This window comes from Bacillus sp. (in: firmicutes), from assembly GCA_012842745.1.
Taxonomy (GTDB): Bacteria; Bacillota; Bacilli; order Bacillales; family Bacillaceae_J; genus Schinkia.
The window spans coordinates 121,347-137,087 of the sequence record DUSF01000048.1; the positions used below are offsets into that span (position 1 = coordinate 121,347).

Annotated in this window: 13 protein-coding genes; 4 read left to right on the forward strand and 9 right to left on the reverse strand. The window is 37.6% G+C overall.

The window, feature by feature from the left end; all coding sequences use genetic code 11:
• Positions 1 to 6 precede the first annotated feature (6 nt).
• Complete coding sequence (locus GX497_12530) at positions 7 to 312, forward strand: STAS domain-containing protein (GenBank protein ID HHY74018.1); 306 nt, start codon at positions 7 to 9, stop codon at positions 310 to 312.
• 51 nt (positions 313 to 363) lie between these two features.
• Here GX497_12530 and GX497_12535 read toward each other — a convergent pair whose 3' ends face one another.
• Positions 364 to 798 carry an XRE family transcriptional regulator gene (locus GX497_12535; protein HHY74019.1) on the reverse strand — a complete coding sequence of 145 codons (435 nt, stop codon included), beginning with the start codon at positions 796 to 798 and terminating at the stop codon, positions 364 to 366.
• A gap of 229 nt (positions 799 to 1,027) precedes the next feature.
• Between GX497_12535 and GX497_12540 the strand changes: the two genes are divergently transcribed.
• Positions 1,028 to 2,767, forward strand: coding sequence for a methyl-accepting chemotaxis protein (locus tag GX497_12540; protein HHY74020.1), 1,740 nt, complete (start codon positions 1,028 to 1,030; stop codon positions 2,765 to 2,767).
• Positions 2,768 to 2,905: 138 nt separating this feature from the next.
• A complete protein-coding gene (locus tag GX497_12545; GenBank protein HHY74021.1) occupies positions 2,906 to 5,164 on the forward strand; it encodes a nitric-oxide reductase large subunit in 2,259 nt (752 codons plus the stop codon).
• A gap of 28 nt (positions 5,165 to 5,192) precedes the next feature.
• Here GX497_12545 and GX497_12550 read toward each other — a convergent pair whose 3' ends face one another.
• Together GX497_12550 and GX497_12555 are read right to left on the reverse strand one after the other, a co-directional pair.
• Entirely contained in the window at positions 5,193 to 8,720 is a 3,528-nt protein-coding gene (locus GX497_12550) for an AAA family ATPase (protein HHY74022.1), read from the reverse strand.
• Entirely contained in the window at positions 8,720 to 9,985 is a 1,266-nt protein-coding gene (locus GX497_12555; protein HHY74023.1) for a DNA repair exonuclease, read from the reverse strand. The genes GX497_12550 and GX497_12555 overlap by 1 nt, the downstream gene beginning before the upstream one ends.
• Before the next feature lie 141 nt (positions 9,986 to 10,126).
• Here GX497_12555 and GX497_12560 point away from each other — a divergent pair, with 141 nt between their 5' ends.
• On the forward strand, positions 10,127 to 10,558 hold the full coding sequence (locus GX497_12560) for a universal stress protein (GenBank protein ID HHY74024.1): 432 nt from the start codon (positions 10,127 to 10,129) through the stop codon (positions 10,556 to 10,558).
• Between the two features lie 52 nt (positions 10,559 to 10,610).
• Here the strand turns inward: GX497_12560 and GX497_12565 are convergent, their stop codons facing one another.
• The 6 genes from GX497_12565 to GX497_12590 all read right to left on the reverse strand — a co-directional run.
• Positions 10,611 to 11,366 carry a M15 family metallopeptidase gene (locus GX497_12565; protein ID HHY74025.1) on the reverse strand — a complete coding sequence of 252 codons (756 nt, stop codon included), beginning with the start codon at positions 11,364 to 11,366 and terminating at the stop codon, positions 10,611 to 10,613.
• An 81-nt stretch (positions 11,367 to 11,447) separates the two neighbouring features.
• Positions 11,448 to 12,830 carry a HAMP domain-containing protein gene (locus GX497_12570; protein HHY74026.1) on the reverse strand — a complete coding sequence of 461 codons (1,383 nt, stop codon included), beginning with the start codon at positions 12,828 to 12,830 and terminating at the stop codon, positions 11,448 to 11,450.
• Complete coding sequence (locus GX497_12575; GenBank protein HHY74027.1) at positions 12,827 to 13,525, reverse strand: response regulator transcription factor; 699 nt, start codon at positions 13,523 to 13,525, stop codon at positions 12,827 to 12,829. Before GX497_12575 ends, GX497_12570 begins: the two co-directional genes overlap by 4 nt.
• A 133-nt stretch (positions 13,526 to 13,658) precedes the next feature.
• Positions 13,659 to 14,207: a hypothetical protein gene (locus GX497_12580; GenBank protein ID HHY74028.1), complete on the reverse strand. Its 549-nt coding sequence runs from the start codon at positions 14,205 to 14,207 to the stop codon at positions 13,659 to 13,661.
• 102 nt (positions 14,208 to 14,309) lie between these two features.
• Positions 14,310 to 14,960 (reverse strand): hypothetical protein, encoded by a 651-nt coding sequence (locus GX497_12585; protein ID HHY74029.1) that lies wholly within the window; start codon positions 14,958 to 14,960, stop codon positions 14,310 to 14,312.
• Positions 14,954 to 15,741 (reverse strand): ABC transporter ATP-binding protein (locus tag GX497_12590; protein ID HHY74030.1); only part of this gene is annotated, 788 nt, incomplete at its 5' end. The genes GX497_12585 and GX497_12590, both read right to left, overlap by 7 nt.

A 15,741-nucleotide genomic window follows, 5' to 3' on the forward strand; every position in this document is an offset into this window, starting at 1 on the left:
GAAGACATGTTTTATCAAATAAATGCACAAGCGGATCAAGTTTTCGTTACATTATCGAAGGAAATATACGTAGATCAAGCTTCTAGTTTTAGGGAAGCACTTTTGCCCTATTTAGAAAAAGGATATAAAAATTTTATCATCGATGTTAGCAATCTATCATATATTGATAGTTCCGGTTTAGGTGTTTTAATCGGTATCCAAAAGAGAGCCATTACAAATGGCGGCAAGGTCACGATTAAAGGATTAAAAGGCCCTGTAAAAGAACTATTTGAACTTACAAGATTAACAAAGATTTTCGAGATAATAGAATAAAGACTAAGAGGCAAAACAAATACAGTTGAACCCCATTTGTTTTGCCTCTTTTTATTGACCTTTTTTAAATAACTCGATTGTACAAATCTCCCACTCTGGATTTGTTTCATTCAAAATTTGTCGTGCTTCATACTTTGTTTTTGCTTTTACTTTTAATAAATCAATGGTCGTCCCCTTTTTGACCCAGACATTGTACTGATTTACATTTGTAGATATTGAAACTTGGATATTTTTTTGTAACCCCCTTTCCTTCCTTTCTATTTTCAATTCCAAATCCAAGGCATCTAATACTCGATAAAGTGTATCAAGCCGCGGACGATTCATTACACTTGTTAACCGTGATATTGCTGGAGAACATAAACCAGTCATTTCCTCCAAGTCTTTTAATGATAAGCCAAGTTCTTTTCTTCTTGCTTCGATTGCATTCGCAATCTTGGAATATCGATTTATATAATCATGATTACTTTCAAGCTTTGTTTTCGACATAGTCCTTCCTCCAACGACGGAAATTTATGTATTTTCATTATACTATAATGTATTTAACTAGCAATCTAACAAATTTTTTCACCCAAATTATATTATCTTGCTGAGTTTTGTTATTTTATAAAAATACTCTATATATAGGGAAAACCCTGATAGCATTTTTAAGGAAATTGTTTTATAGTAAGTCTGTTCGTTTTTTTATTCAGATTATTTTTAAAAAGAAGGGGAAAAAATGTTTAAATTAACTGTTCGAAAAAAGCTTATTTCAATAACACTACTTTTATTAGCCATTCCTAGTCTTGTCATTGGTTTAATCAGCTATGAAACAGCACATCATAATCTTGAGGAGCAAGGTATGATTGGCTTAAAAAATAATGTAAATATGGCGTTAGATATGATAACAATTCTTAACAAAGAAGTAGAAAAAGGCAGTCTTTCACTTGTTGAAGCCCAAGAACGTTTCAAAGAAACAATTCTAGGAAAAAAACAAGCCGATGGCACTCGCATAATAAACAATCACATTGATATGGGTCAGTTTGGATATTTTATTGCCTATGATGAGACCGGAAAAGCACTTCTACATCCAAGTAAGGAGGGTGCGGATATGTGGGATTCTAAAGATGATAATGGTTTATTATTTATCCAAGATCTTATTAAGCAAGGGGACAATGGCGGCGGTTTTACAACTTATTATTACGGACTGCCAACAAACCCAGATCAAGTTGAAGAAAAAATTGTCTACACTGCCAAAGACCCAAATTGGAACTGGTACATTTCCGCTGGCACTTATTTGATTGATTTTAACAGTGCTGCCAAAAACATTTTAAGCATTTTGTTTATTTCTTTAGCTGCGGCACTCACTCTTGGTGCTGTCATTATTTATTTCTTTGCCAACTCATTTTCAAAACCAATCATTGAATTGGCCCAAAAGTCTGAACAAATTGCGGCTGGCGATTTATCATTAGACGTTATCAATGTGAAAAACAATGATGAAATTGGCGACCTCGCTACAGGTTTTAACCATATGATTGCGAATTTAAAGGAAATGATTAAAAACATTGATGGTGCTTCCCAACATGTTGCTTCCACTTCGGAGGAACTAATGGCAAGCAGTGAACAGACAAGTAAAGCAACCGAGCATATTACAGAGGCTATTCAGGAAATTGCGGTCGGTTCAGAAACTAGCTTAAAAGGAACACTGAGTGCGGTGGAAGTGGTCACGGAAATTTCTAAAGGAATGGAACAAATCGCTTATAATGTTCAACAAGTTACCGATTCGTCGCATCAAACATCTCATACTGCAAAAACAGGGAACGAAACGATTCAAGAATCAATTCAACAAATGGATCTCGTTCAAAATTCATCTCATGAAATGAGTAAAGTCATTGCAGCACTAGGCGCTAAATCGCAGGAAATCGGTCAAGTGATTTCACTCATTACTAATATCGCAGAACAAACAAACCTATTGGCATTGAACGCTGCCATTGAGGCAGCTAGAGCAGGTGAACATGGGAAAGGTTTTGCCGTTGTCGCTGATGAGGTTCGCAAATTAGCTGAGCAATCTAGACAAGCTACAAATGATGTAGGCCAATTAATTGATGAAATCCAAAGAGAAGTCAATGAAACGGTCCGTGCCATGGGAGAATCACAAACCTTAGTAGAAAACGGCATGCTCACGGTTCACAAAGCTGGAAAAGCCTTTTATGATATCGCCATTCAGGTCGATCATGTTTCCGCACAAATTCAAGACGTGTCAGCGGCGATTGAAGAAATTAATGCAAGTGCTGACCAATTAGTCGAAACGATTAATGAAGCACAGAAAATTGCGGAACAATCATCTGGTTTTTCACAAAATGTCGCTGCATCTGCTGAGGAGCAAAACGCTTCAATGGAGGAAATCTCATCGGCTTCAACTATGTTAGCTAATTTGGCGGAAAAATTACAGCAAACTGTCGCAACGTTTAAACTATAAAAATGGAATAAAATTATTATTTAGGACTGTCCAAAAATGGACGGTCTTTTTTTATGGCAACTCGTATTTCAATAACTAATGGAATATTTTCATCCTTCTTAGGGAAATCTACCAAATAGTTTTTAAAGGAGGGATAAAATGAACTATCGGAAATTATGGATTTCTCTTAGTTTAGTTATCATTATTTCTTTTGCGATATTAGGCTATTATGGCGGACGTATTTATCAAGTCATGCCGCCAATTCCAGATAGGGTTGTAAGCGAAGATGGGATTGAGGTATTTACCGGCCAAGATATTAAAGATGGACAAAATGTTTGGCAATCGATTGGCGGACAAGAACTCGGAAGTATATGGGGGCATGGCGCCTATGTCGCTCCTGACTGGAATGCTGATTGGTTGCACCGTGAAGCGGTATTTATATTAAATAAATGGGGTCAAGCGCAGTTTGGGAACAATTTCGGAGATTTAAACGAGGAACAAAAAGCACAATTACAAGCACGATTAACAAAAGAAATGCGGACAAACACATATAACGAAGCGACGAAAGAAATCGTTATTTCTAAAGACCGCATGGAAGCCTATCAATTCTTAAGTAGTTATTATTCTGGCCTTTTTATGGACAATCCTGATTTTCAAGACTTAAGAAATGAATATGCCATTCCAAAAAATACAATTAAAAGCCAAGAACGCATGGATGTAATGAATGCCTTTTTCTTTTGGAGTACATGGGCAACTGTAACGAATCGTCCTGGTGATGTTGTTTCCTATACAAATAATTGGCCAAGTGAAGTTCTAGTTGAAAATCGTCCAACAAGTGAACTTATTATTTGGTCTGTGATTAGCTTTGTCATGCTGTTAGCCGGAATTGGTGCACTTGCATGGTACTATGCAGTGCAACGCCGCAACGAGCCACATCTTCAAGAAGTTTATCCAGAGAAGGACCCATTATTAGGTTTAACCCCTACTCCTTCAATGAAGTCAACATTAAAATACTTTTGGGTTGTGACTCTTTTAGTAGTCGTCCAAGTGGGACTTGGTGCTGTTACCGCCCACTATGCGGTAGAAGGTTCTGGTTTTTATGGAATCCCAATTCAAGAGTGGCTTCCATATTCTGTTACACGCACATGGCACACCCAATTAGGAATATTGTGGATTGCCACCGCATGGCTTGCAACAGGCCTTTATATGGCACCTGCCGTATCGGGCTATGAGCCAAAAGGGCAGCGTGGTTTAGTCAATTTCTTGTTTGTCTGCCTGCTCATTATTGTTGTAGGCTCAATGGCTGGGCAATGGCTAGGTGTATTCCAAAAATTTGATTTCCAAACAAATTTCTGGTTTGGACATCAAGGCTATGAATATGTAGATTTAGGTCGCTTTTGGCAAATATTCCTTACAATCGGTCTGTTCCTATGGCTATTTTTAATGGGAAGATCACTACTTCCTGCCTTTAAAAAAACAACGGAAGACCGCCATTTATTAGCAATGTTTTTATTAGCTGCAACAGCTATTCCATTGTTTTATGTTCCTGGACTACTATGGGGACAACAGACACATCTCGCGATGGCAGAATATTGGCGCTGGTGGATTGTCCACTTATGGGTTGAAGGGTTTTTCGAAGTGTTTGCAACAGTTATCATCGCTTTTCTATTTACAAGAATGGGATTACTGCGAACAGGGACAGCAACAGCTACCGTCTTGTTCTCGACGGTTATTTTCTTGTTTGGCGGAATCATCGGAACGTTCCACCATTTATACTTTAGCGGAACACCGATGGGTGTTCTTGCCTTTGGAGCAACCTTTAGCGCTTTAGAGGTTGTGCCGCTTGTTTTAATCGGCTTTGAAGCCTATGAGAATTTAACTTTAAGCCGTACAAAGGATTGGGTCAAGGAATACAAATATCCGATTTATTGTTTCGTTTCTGTTGCTTTTTGGAACCTTGTCGGGGCTGGGCTGTTTGGTTTCTTTATTAACCCGCCGATTTCACTTTATTACATGCAAGGCCTTAACACAACACCGCTTCACGGACATACTGCCCTTTTTGGCGTATATGGAATGCTAGGCATTGGCCTTATGCTCTTCTGTTTAAAAGGGCTTACAGGTCAAAAGCATTGGAAAACAAAGCTGTTAAGCTTTTCGTTTTGGGCTATTAATATCGGACTAGCCTTAATGGCATTGTTAAGCCTATTGCCTGTAGGTTTATTGCAAACATGGGCCAGCTTTGAGCACGGCATGTGGTATGCACGTTCAGCCGAATTTCTACAAAAAGATATCGTCCAAACCTTTGTCTGGCTTCGCGTTATTGGTGATACCATTTTTGCAATTGGCGTGGTAGCTTTAGGTTGGTTTATTCTTGGACTGAAAACAGGACGGTCTATTGTCAAGAAAAATGCAATGTAACTTAAATAAGGGGCTGAAAAAACAGCCCCTATGCAATGACTATATCTTTACTAGTAAGCTCTGTTAACTGATAATTGCTTTCTGATGTTAGCTCTTTCATAATCTCCACTAAACGTGAATGATGTGTAAAAAAGATGATTTGCGTCTGCTGCGATAACTCCAATAATATTTTTAATGTTTCCTCTGAACGGACATCATCAAAGTGAACGAGAATATCGTCAACAATAAATGGAATTGGCTCCTGCTCCTCCCCATATTTCTCAATACTTGCAATTCTAAGTGATAAATACAGTTGGTCGGTTGTTCCATCGCTCATACCCTCAATGGCTACTTTATCGCCATTAGGACGAACACCCATTAAGATTGGTTGATCCTTTTCGTCGTAATCGACTACCAACTCAGAAAATGATTGCAATGTCAGCCTTGCAAAAAGCTCCCCAGCACGTTTTAGAATTGGATCTTGATTTTGTTTACGGTAATGCTCAATTCCCTTTTGTAAGAGGATTGAAGCAAGCTTAACTTGAATATACTGTTCTGTGCTATTGGCAAGTTTAGCTAAGACGCTTTCCTTCTTTTGTTCAGCCAACACTGCTGCCGTATTATTGCCATCGATTTTTTCTTCAAATTCTTTTTTTACGACACCGTGGGCTTGCTCCAACTCTGAACGGACAGGCTCGATTTCAACCAGTTTTCTGTTTAATTCTTCTAATTCTATATCGATGCAATCATATTGAAACTGATTAGCTTCTTCAATTAATTGTTGAAGTGACAGCCCACCGCCGATATCGAGCAGTTCTTCTTCAATTGTACGTCTTTTTTCTTCGTACTCCTTCTTTTGGAGAAAGGTTATTTCAACCTTTTCTAATTCTGAGATGGTACTGACTTGTGCTTTGTTCATTAAGTTTTCCAAAACGCTTTCGGCAGTTTCTATCTCCCTAACTGCTTCTTTTATAATTAAATCAATTTTTTTAAGTTGTTTATTTAAATCGATTATCTTTACTTCATCCTGCTTAGCTTGTTGTAAATTTGCGTTTAACTGGGTGACGACAATATCAATGGCTTGATCCCCGAAATCTAGGGCAACTGCTCTTAAAAGTTGACCCACTCTTTGTTCATAATGAGAGAGCTGTTCTAACATAGATTCATGTTTTTTCTCAATTTCCGTTAATTCATCGTAAGCTTCAGCACAATCTTCATAAAGGCGAATTATTTTTTCAGCACTATCGACTGAGGTAGATTCAGTCAAATTTGTTCCACTAATCGCTTCTGCCCAATCCTCATACCATTTTTCCGATTTTTGATAAATATCTTTGTTTTTTAAAGCAATATGATTGATGCGATGATTAATGCCTGAAATACTGTCTTCAAGTCTAGTACGTTTCTGCACATCATCATTCATTTTTTTTTGCTCTTTCTCAGCAGTTTTTAAAATTTGCACCAATGATGTATGTTCACTTACTTCGATAAATGGTGATAGGGCCAAACGTAACATCTCTTTATGCTCGGTTATTTTCATTTCTAGTTCATGCGCTGTTATTTGTGAGCGCTCAAAGTCGCTGTACATTGCTTTTATTTGTTCATATTTTACTAGCCATTCTCTCATTTCCTCAGGTGATAACGGTGCGATTGTTGTTGGCTTCCAAAGCTCCGCCCAAGCATTTTCCCACTGAGCTAACTTTTGAGTTAATTCACTTTTCTTATTTTCAAGCTCTACTATTTTCTTTTGACAGCTTTTAATATCGTCTACATGCTTTTTCTTTGCCCCAACTTTTTCTGCTTCGCTTCGCATTTTATCAGCTAGTTCGTCAGCATGATGAACTAGGTTTTCATAAACGTTCTCAAGTTTCTCTCCGTTTGTGAACTCCCCATATTGTTGAGCATCTAGCTGCCCTTCTTGAAGCTTTATGCGAATAAATTGCCAACCTTGATTACGATGGGTACGAATTTTTAATAATGTTTCTTCTGATGGAATTTCAGATAACGCTTCTAAAGTTCGAATTTGCTCCTCGATGCTCTCAATCGCTTCGATTTGGCTGTTGATTTGTTCAATCGTTTTTTCTAAATTTTTTACTATCTCAAAATGCTCCCGTTCAAACTTCTTAATCGTTTCTGTTAAGATGGGAACAGGGAGATGGATTAATTCCTCATATGTTCGATTCCATAATGGCAGCTCTTTAACTGCCTCCTTCATGACCTTTTCTTTTTGACTCATTGCGGTGATATGAGTTTTAAACAATTCCTCAATTTCGCCAAGTCGTTTGACAGAGTCAATCACAGCCTCTAATTCCTCAATATTCGGAGGCACAGGAATCGTGTTTAACTCCCCCCTCTTCACTTTTAATTCATCTTCGGTTGTTTGGCGTTCCTTTTCATTTTGTTCAATGGCCTGGTCAAGGAGCGGGCGTTGTTTACATAACTCACGGATTCTTTCTTTTTTCACTACTGGTAAGCGATACTTATCAATTTGCTCAACAGTTGCATGAACGGGATCAAATTCTTTCATTAAGCCCTTCACCCGCTCTAGAAGCAGCTTTCTTTCCCCTTCTAACTGAGGAACTAGTTTTAGATTATTTTGATAGCTTTGCACTTCCCGATACAGGATATCAATCAACGCACTTTGCTCAAGCAAGCCTTCTTGTATCTTAATCTCATTTCTCTCTTTTTCAAAAAGTTGATAGTCTTCTTCAGCACTTTGTTTTTGTTTCTTTAAGGACTCAAGCTTTTGAACAGTTTCTTTCCGCAGTTCTACAATATTATCAGGCAGTGCTGGTACTTCACCAAGCTCTGCTAATCTGTTTGCAAGTTCTTTTAATTTTGCAATTTTAGGTAATGTAAGCTTTATTCTTTGCAGTTTTTCACGTTCACTTCGTAATGAAATGATTTCATTAATGAGTGTTTCGATTTTACTTTTGCCTTCACTATATTTTCTTTCAAGCTCTTTCCAAGCTTGAACCTTCAACTGGCAGTCAGATATTTCCTTTTTAAGTTCTTTTTCCTCTTTTAATAATTTATTAAGCTCAGGGGTTGACCCTCTTTTTTTATAAAGATCTCCTAATTTTTTCTCAAGCTCTTCAAAGACTTTGCGCAGCATGCTGATGCCTGATGCTGCTGAAAACAAGCTTTCACCAACATTTCCGCCGCTTTGGAGCAAGCTTGCTCCACCTTCACGAAGACTAACATGATTTAAAGCAAACATATTTGAAAAATGCTGCAGAGAGAGGCCGTTTAAAAAATTGGCTACCACTCCTTCGTTTAACGCTTCACCGTTGGCATTGATGACCGTATTCTTTTTTCCTTTTCTTCTCGTAAACTGCAATGTTTCACCTTTTTTGTTTTGCAGTTCTCCCTCGATTCTTAGCTTTTGATTACTATGAAGAAAGGAGTCCGCTGTTTGCTGTGGAAAACCATAAAGAAAGTGATTGATGGAACGTAATGCCGTACTTTTCCCTGCTTCATTTAAGCCGTAAATTAGATGGAATTTTTTCGATTGGTCAAAGGTAATCTCATAATCTGTAAAATGACCGAACGCCCGTAAATTCAAATAATTAAAACGCATTACGCTTCCACCCCCGACTTTGTTAAATAATAGAGAATTAAGTCTTCGACATCAGCTAACCTATTCTTGATTGCATTCGTATTTGTAAAATCATAGTTCTCAGCTTTTAGCTCATATGGCAATGCTTGCTGAATATCTTCAAACTCGGCAAGTAATTCCTTTATTATTTCCTCATCATCCTCTAGATTGTTAATATAGTCTAAAATAGCGGCAATAGGGGTATGCTGGGTCTTTAATTCTTCAATGTTTATAAAGTGGGATGTTTCAATTTTCACCTTTTCCACCCAAATATCACCCATACCAACCTCTAGTGAAACAGCGCGTATATTATTAATAAAATGGTCTTTGGCGACAAGGAGCTCTTGGTGCGCTTTTGTTGTACCAAAAATATGGAATCGAACTGCCAAGAAACGACCATCTGCTACTTGATACTCTGTTTCTAAAGCTTCGCGCACTCTATCAATAATTTCTTCAGAGCTTTCAAGTCCACTTGCATCAATTTCACACAGTCTCCACCGCAGCACATCAAGTGATACATGTGCATATGATTCGATTGCTCCATTTTCAACAGTAACAAAAGTGCAGCCTTTATCACCAGTTTCCTTTATATGTCTCCCTTGAATATTGCCTGGGAAAAGAATGACAGGCTCTGTTTGATGGAGCAGCTCACGTAAATGGATATGACCTAATGCCCAGTAATCATAGCCTTTTTCTTTCATATCATCAATTGAACATGGCGCATAGTTTTCATGGCCTTCACGTCCGGTTGCACTTGTATGAAGAACGCCAATATTAACATAGCCTTCCAGTCTATCTGGATAGCTCTTTACTAGATTATCTTCTATGGAACGCGACGCAAAGCCTTGCCCATGAATGGCAACTCCAAGCTCCTCAAGAATGAAGGTTTCGGGTTGTTTTGTTGAAAACTCAAAGACATTATCGGGAAGCTTTAATTCTTTTGTTATTAAACTTGCTGCATCATGATTTCCGCGAATTAAAAACACTTTAATCGCTTCCTTTTGTAAGCGTACCATTTGGCTTGCAAAAAACAAACCTGTGTTGTAATCCTTCCAGTCACCATCATATAAATCGCCAGCAATGATGATAAATGAAACTTGTCTTTCAATCGCTGTATCTACTAAATTTCTAAATGCATCTCTTGTTGCACTGCGAATTTTCCCAGCTGGAGCCCCTTCATATTGCTCAAGTCCTGTTAACGGGCTGTCGAGATGGATATCAGCAGCATGAATAAATGAAAATGACAATTTCATCCCCTCCCTTTCTACAATAATTATACATTGCTTTAAATAGATTTCACTTCAGAAAAAAGTTCACATAACTTTTTAAAGTCTTTTTTACTTTTCAATGATAGAATAATAGTAATAAATGGAGAGAGGGGATTTCACATGTTCTCAAAAATACTCGTAGCTTATGACGGTTCAGAGTTATCTAAAAAAGCTCTACAATTGGCAATCCAATTCGCCAAAGCAAATCCAAATTTACAAATAGAAATTGTCCATGTTTATCAAATTCCAACAGTTGCCATTGGCGAAGGAGTATATACTCCTTCAGCGCAAGCTGCATTAAACTACTTAGAAAATGCCGAAAAGGTTTTAGCGGAGGCAGAGGAAATTGTTTCAGCAGAAACTAAAAATTATAATGCTGTTTTAAAAGATGGCGTCTATGCAAGAAATATAGTCGAGCATGCACATGAAACAGGATGTGATTTTATTTTAATAGGAAGCCGCGGACTTAGCGGCCTTAAAGAATATTTTCTTGGCAGCGTTAGCCACAATGTTGTGCAAAAATCTAAAATTCCAGTTTTTATAGTAAAATAATAAAAACCTCCATGGCTACTTTAAATAAGCCATGGAGGTTTCTTTTCATACCTTATTTAGTAGCAAAATATTCTTCCAATGTAAAATCCTTTTGATAGATTTCTGTAGCCACATCTACACCGACATAGCGAATATGCCATGGTTCATAGCTATAGCCCGTTATTGCTTCCTTCCCTTTTGGATAGCGAATAATGAAGCCAAAATTATGTGCGTGATTCTTTAGCCAAATACCTTCTTTTGTCTCAGCAAACTCTTCGATTAAATCATAGCCAACGTATTTCGATGTTACATCCATTGCCAATCCTGTTTGATGCTCGCTTTCTCCAGGAACTGCACTTACTTTATTAGCTTCCGCTTCGCCTTTTTGTTGAACATTTGCAGCAAAGATTGCTTCTTGGCGAGCATAGGAGCGATATCCAGATGCCCCTAAAAGCTCAATATTTTCTACTTTTGCGGCTGCAAATAATTGCTCTAAAGCTTCAGCAGCTTCACGTCGTACATAGCGCTTCGGAACGTCTTCGGCGAAAGAAAAGGGGATATTTGGAACTACTAAATCACTTGGTACGTAGTCCTCCGGCAATTTATGCTGTTTGTTTACGAGCACTAGTAAGTCATCCGGATTATCAGTCGCCTCATCTACTTTTCCTTCAGGCATAGTGTCACCATTGGTAATTGTTTCCGTTTTTATTAACTTTTCTTCAACTGGTACAACCGCATTTACATCGGGTGGGTTACTATTCAAGGCTTGAGCATTACTACAACCTGTTACTAGCAACCCTAGCATTAAAGCAATAAATGGCTTATTCATTTTTAAAACTCCTTGGATTATCTGGTTTCTGTGTCATTTTTATGCTCATCTATTATACTATAATTTTATGTCGACTTAATACTACATTTTTCTACCATATGGTAAGCGAATAAGAAATGTAGTTCCTTTTCCTTTTTCACTAGTTGCCGAAATAGTACCACCATGTGCTTCGACAAAACCTTTTGCAATCGAAAGACCTAATCCTGCCCCACCACGTTCACGATTTCTTGATGTATCAGCTCGGGAGAAACGGTCAAAAATGGTCGATAGAAACTCCTCGTCTATCCCTGAGCCTGTATCTGAGACGGTGATTACAACTTCCTTAGCATGTACGTCTTTATCTAATTTCATTGTGATTATACCGTTTATTGGCGTATGTCTTAAGGCATTATCTAATAAATTGACAATAACCTGTGTCATCCGATCCTCGTCTAATTCTAGTTCTATGTTATCAGATAGTATTTTAATGATAAGGGAGATCTCCTTTTCATCTGTTAACGCCATAAAATTTGAAGTTACTTTTTCTAAGAAATTGCCAACATTAATAGGCTGTTTCTTTAAAGGTAACTTTCCCGCTTCAGCTAAGCTCAACTGTTGAAGGTCATTTACTAGACGTGATAAACGGTATACCTCGTCAACTAAAAGCATAATTTCTTTTTCGTCTGCCTTAATGACCCCTTCTTGAATTGATTCTAACTTTCCGCGAATAATTGCTAAAGGCGTTCGCAACTCATGGGCAACATCTGCCATCAGCTTTTGTCTAAGCTTTTCATTTTGCTGAAGCTGCTCTGCCATCTGATTAAACGCCTGTGAAAGATGATAGAATTCATCCTTTTGATCTACGATGACCCGAAACGAGGTATCGCCTGCAGAAACCTTTTCAATCCCGACAAGCAGTTTTTTTACTGGTTTCGTTAAACTTTTCGTGATGAAAAAGCCTACGAATACAGCAATTAAACTCCCTAATACTGTACCTAAAACAATTGTAGTATTAGTGGAGTGAATGTATTGTTTCACTAGATTTTGCTGAATGAGATCTTCTTCACGAATAAAAATTAATTCGCCAATTTTTTCATCACCAACTAGTAAGTCGCGATGGACACCGATGATATCAGAAGCTTTTTTTCCATTAAACTCTCGATTAGAATCGGCAATAACAACTCCCTGTTTATCAGCGATTACGATATGTTGATTAAAAATCATCGCACTTCCCATCATTTGGGCATGTCTTCTTCCCATTATTGGATTTTGTTGCAACACTTGCTCTACATTAGCGTAAGTGCCATACGCTTCATAATAATTCTCAAAATATTGCGCTAATCTATCAATCATCCCCATTTCCTGATTAACTAAAAATTGCTGAAACCCAGTTTTTATTTGATTTTGAAAAAAAACAAATTGAAAAAAGCCCGTTACCAACACAATCGATAGAACAGCAATAATGAGTTTTGGTAGTAATTTCATTCTTCTCCACCAAAGCGGTAGCCAATCCCATACAAAGTGTCGATATATTTAGGTTGATGGGGGTTATCCTCTACCTTTTTTCTTAAATTACTAACATGAGTATCAATTGAACGCTCATAATTAGCATAAGCTTCACCAAAAGCAATATTCATTAATTGCAGACGACTATAAACGCGGCCAGGCTTTTGCGCTAGCGTAACTAAAATTTTAAACTCCGTCGGGGTTAAGTTCACTTTTTTTTCGTTAACAAACACTTCATATGTAGATAGATTGATTACCATGTCCCCACGCACAAGCTTTTCATCCTCATCTACATCGGTATCAACAGCTGCCGTTCTTCTTAAAACGGCCTTCATTCGCGCCGTAAGCTCGCGAAGACTAAACGGCTTTGTAATATAATCATCAGCCCCCATTTCTAAACCTACTATTTTATCAATCTCATCTGTTTTGGCAGTGAGCATAATGACAGGGATATTCTTTTGAATCGCGTGAATTTCCTTAAGCGCTTCATAGCCGTCCATTTCCGGCATCATAATATCGAGAAGAACAATATCAATTTGCTCATTCTTTACAGTTTGCACAGCACTCTTTCCATTGGCCGCTTCTATCGTTTCATAGCCTTCATTCTGCAAATAAGAGGCAATCATTTCTCTTATATTATGCTCGTCATCAACTACCAATACTTTTTTTACCATCTTGGACCACCTCTCTATTCATTATAATTGGAATCTATAAATTTTCACAGAAACAGATGATAGATTATTTCGCTGCTTTATACGCAGAAAAAAGCTCTGAGATTATAAACCTCAGAGCCTTCGGTATTTATCCTCACCACCACATCGGACCAGTGCCCATTCGGCCTTGGCCCATTCCTGGTTGTCCACTAGGCATCATTGGACAAGGACTGCCTTTATAGATGCCTGCACCTTTACCGCGAGGACCAACACCTTCCGCATTAATCATCGCTTCAACCATTGCTTTCATGTTTTTAAGCATTGCATCCTTTTGGTCTTTCGTAATTGTCTTTGCTTTAACCATTTCATTTAATGCTACTTCTCTGTCAGCCATCACAGCTTTGACTACATCGGCTGCATCAAGTTTTTTTTCTTTTAATAATTCGGCTATCGGTTTGCCATCTAAGCGAGCTTTATAAAGCTCATCTGTTGTCATTCCTAGCTTTTCAGCGATAATCTCATGCATATTGCCTTGAAAATATTGCCCCATAAAGGATCCCATTCTACCGAACTGTGAGAAATTATCATTAGGTTGAATTTTGGCTGGAGCCTCTGCTGCCATTCCTGAAGTTGGTGCAGCCATTCCTACTACCAAACCGCCGACAATTGCAGCACGTAATAACATCTTCCTGACTTTCATCATAAGTACCACCCTTCTATTTATTTTGATTTCTCTTACTATCTTAATAATAGAAGAAAACGTTTCAGGCACCGTCAGGAAATTGTCAAGATTTTATTAAGATTTTTAATGATAAAAAATAGTCGCATCAACCATTCCCACTGCTTCTACGATTAAATCATCAAAGGCTTTTTTGGCGTTCAATCGTAAGGATGCCTCTTCTAAATAAGAGTGCTTTTCTTTTTCTTCTTCATATAATTTTTCTTTCACTTTTTCAGAGTTTATAATCGTGTAATAGCGCTGTTCCTCATATTTCCAAAACTTTTCCTCTCCAAATGTTGCCACCATCTCTTGAAAGGTAGAATTAGAAGCCTCTTCTTTTTTTAACTCTTCTATTCTTTGTTGCACCTCTTCTGTTGTCGCAGATACGCCTTTTTCTTCTGCCAAATAATCGATTGCCTTTAATTCGATAATTTGCGTAATGATTGTTTTTTCAGGTGGGCATGTGTTTTGGCCTGCCTTATTTGCTAAAACGTTTTGTAATTTCGCTCGAAAACATTCGTAATCAATTTCTTCTTCGGTAATTTTCTTGCCGCCAACACTGGCATATACTTGTTCTTCTTGCTTCGTTTCCGCCCCATTGGCGCTATCGCCGCTCTTTTGACTATTTTGATTTGCTGGTGCTTCATTGTTTTGACTGCAGCCTGCGAACACTACGAATGAGAAAGCTAAAAGTATATATTTTAATTTTTTTATCATTTTTTTCACCTTTAAAATTCCGACTTTTGGATATACCGATTCGTTAAAATTTCTTGATATATATCCTCTAAAGTAATCTCTTTTACTTCTATATCCTTGACATCCTCATAGGATTGCAAAGCTTTCAAAACAGATAGTTTTTCATCATACTTACACGAGATAATATAAAAGCCTTTTTGGCTTTCAATTGGATAATTAAATTTCTCCCTAAATTCCGTTTCATCAATCGGCTGATGAAACGATACTTTTATTTTCACTTCATTTTTGGCCTTTCTTTTTAATTGCGGGATACTGCCTAAGGCAACAATTTCCCCATCACTTATAATTCCAACCCGATTAGCTAAATCTTCGACTTCACTTAATATATGTGAGGCAAAAATAATCGTTGTTCCTTCTTCATTTAATTTTTTCATAACGTTTTTGAACTGAATTGCCCAGAAAGGGTCTAATCCTGATGTTGGTTCATCTAAAATTAACAGTGGTGATTTCGGCAATAAGGCAATTGCAAAACCAATCCGTTGTGTCATCCCTTTCGAAAAATCTCCAACTTTTTGATTTCTATGATCGCTTAGACCGACGATTTCAAGCACTTCATCTTCATTTTTTTCGGGAATTTTCTGCAATTCTGCAAAAAAATGAAGTGTTTCCTTCGCTGTTAAATGCGGGTATAAGGCCATAATTTCTGGCAAATAGGAAAAATATTGTTTTGCTTCTTTTTGGAAAGGAGCAATGTCTTTTCCGTTTATTTTTATTGTTCCAGAGCTTGTTTGAATTAAACCAGTCAGCATTTTAATAAGCG

Coding starts and splice junctions, on each gene's coding strand:
- GX497_12530 (HHY74018.1), top strand. CDS start 7: ATGTTTTATCAAATAAATGCACAAGCGGATCAAGTTTTCGTTACATTA.
- GX497_12535 (HHY74019.1), bottom strand. CDS start 798: ATGTCGAAAACAAAGCTTGAAAGTAATCATGATTATATAAATCGATAT.
- GX497_12540 (HHY74020.1), top strand. CDS start 1,028: ATGTTTAAATTAACTGTTCGAAAAAAGCTTATTTCAATAACACTACTT.
- GX497_12545 (HHY74021.1), top strand. CDS start 2,906: ATGAACTATCGGAAATTATGGATTTCTCTTAGTTTAGTTATCATTATT.
- GX497_12550 (HHY74022.1), bottom strand. CDS start 8,720: ATGCGTTTTAATTATTTGAATTTACGGGCGTTCGGTCATTTTACAGAT.
- GX497_12560 (HHY74024.1), top strand. CDS start 10,127: ATGTTCTCAAAAATACTCGTAGCTTATGACGGTTCAGAGTTATCTAAA.
- GX497_12565 (HHY74025.1), bottom strand. CDS start 11,366: ATGAATAAGCCATTTATTGCTTTAATGCTAGGGTTGCTAGTAACAGGT.
- GX497_12570 (HHY74026.1), bottom strand. CDS start 12,830: ATGAAATTACTACCAAAACTCATTATTGCTGTTCTATCGATTGTGTTG.
- GX497_12575 (HHY74027.1), bottom strand. CDS start 13,525: ATGGTAAAAAAAGTATTGGTAGTTGATGACGAGCATAATATAAGAGAA.
- GX497_12580 (HHY74028.1), bottom strand. CDS start 14,207: ATGATGAAAGTCAGGAAGATGTTATTACGTGCTGCAATTGTCGGCGGT.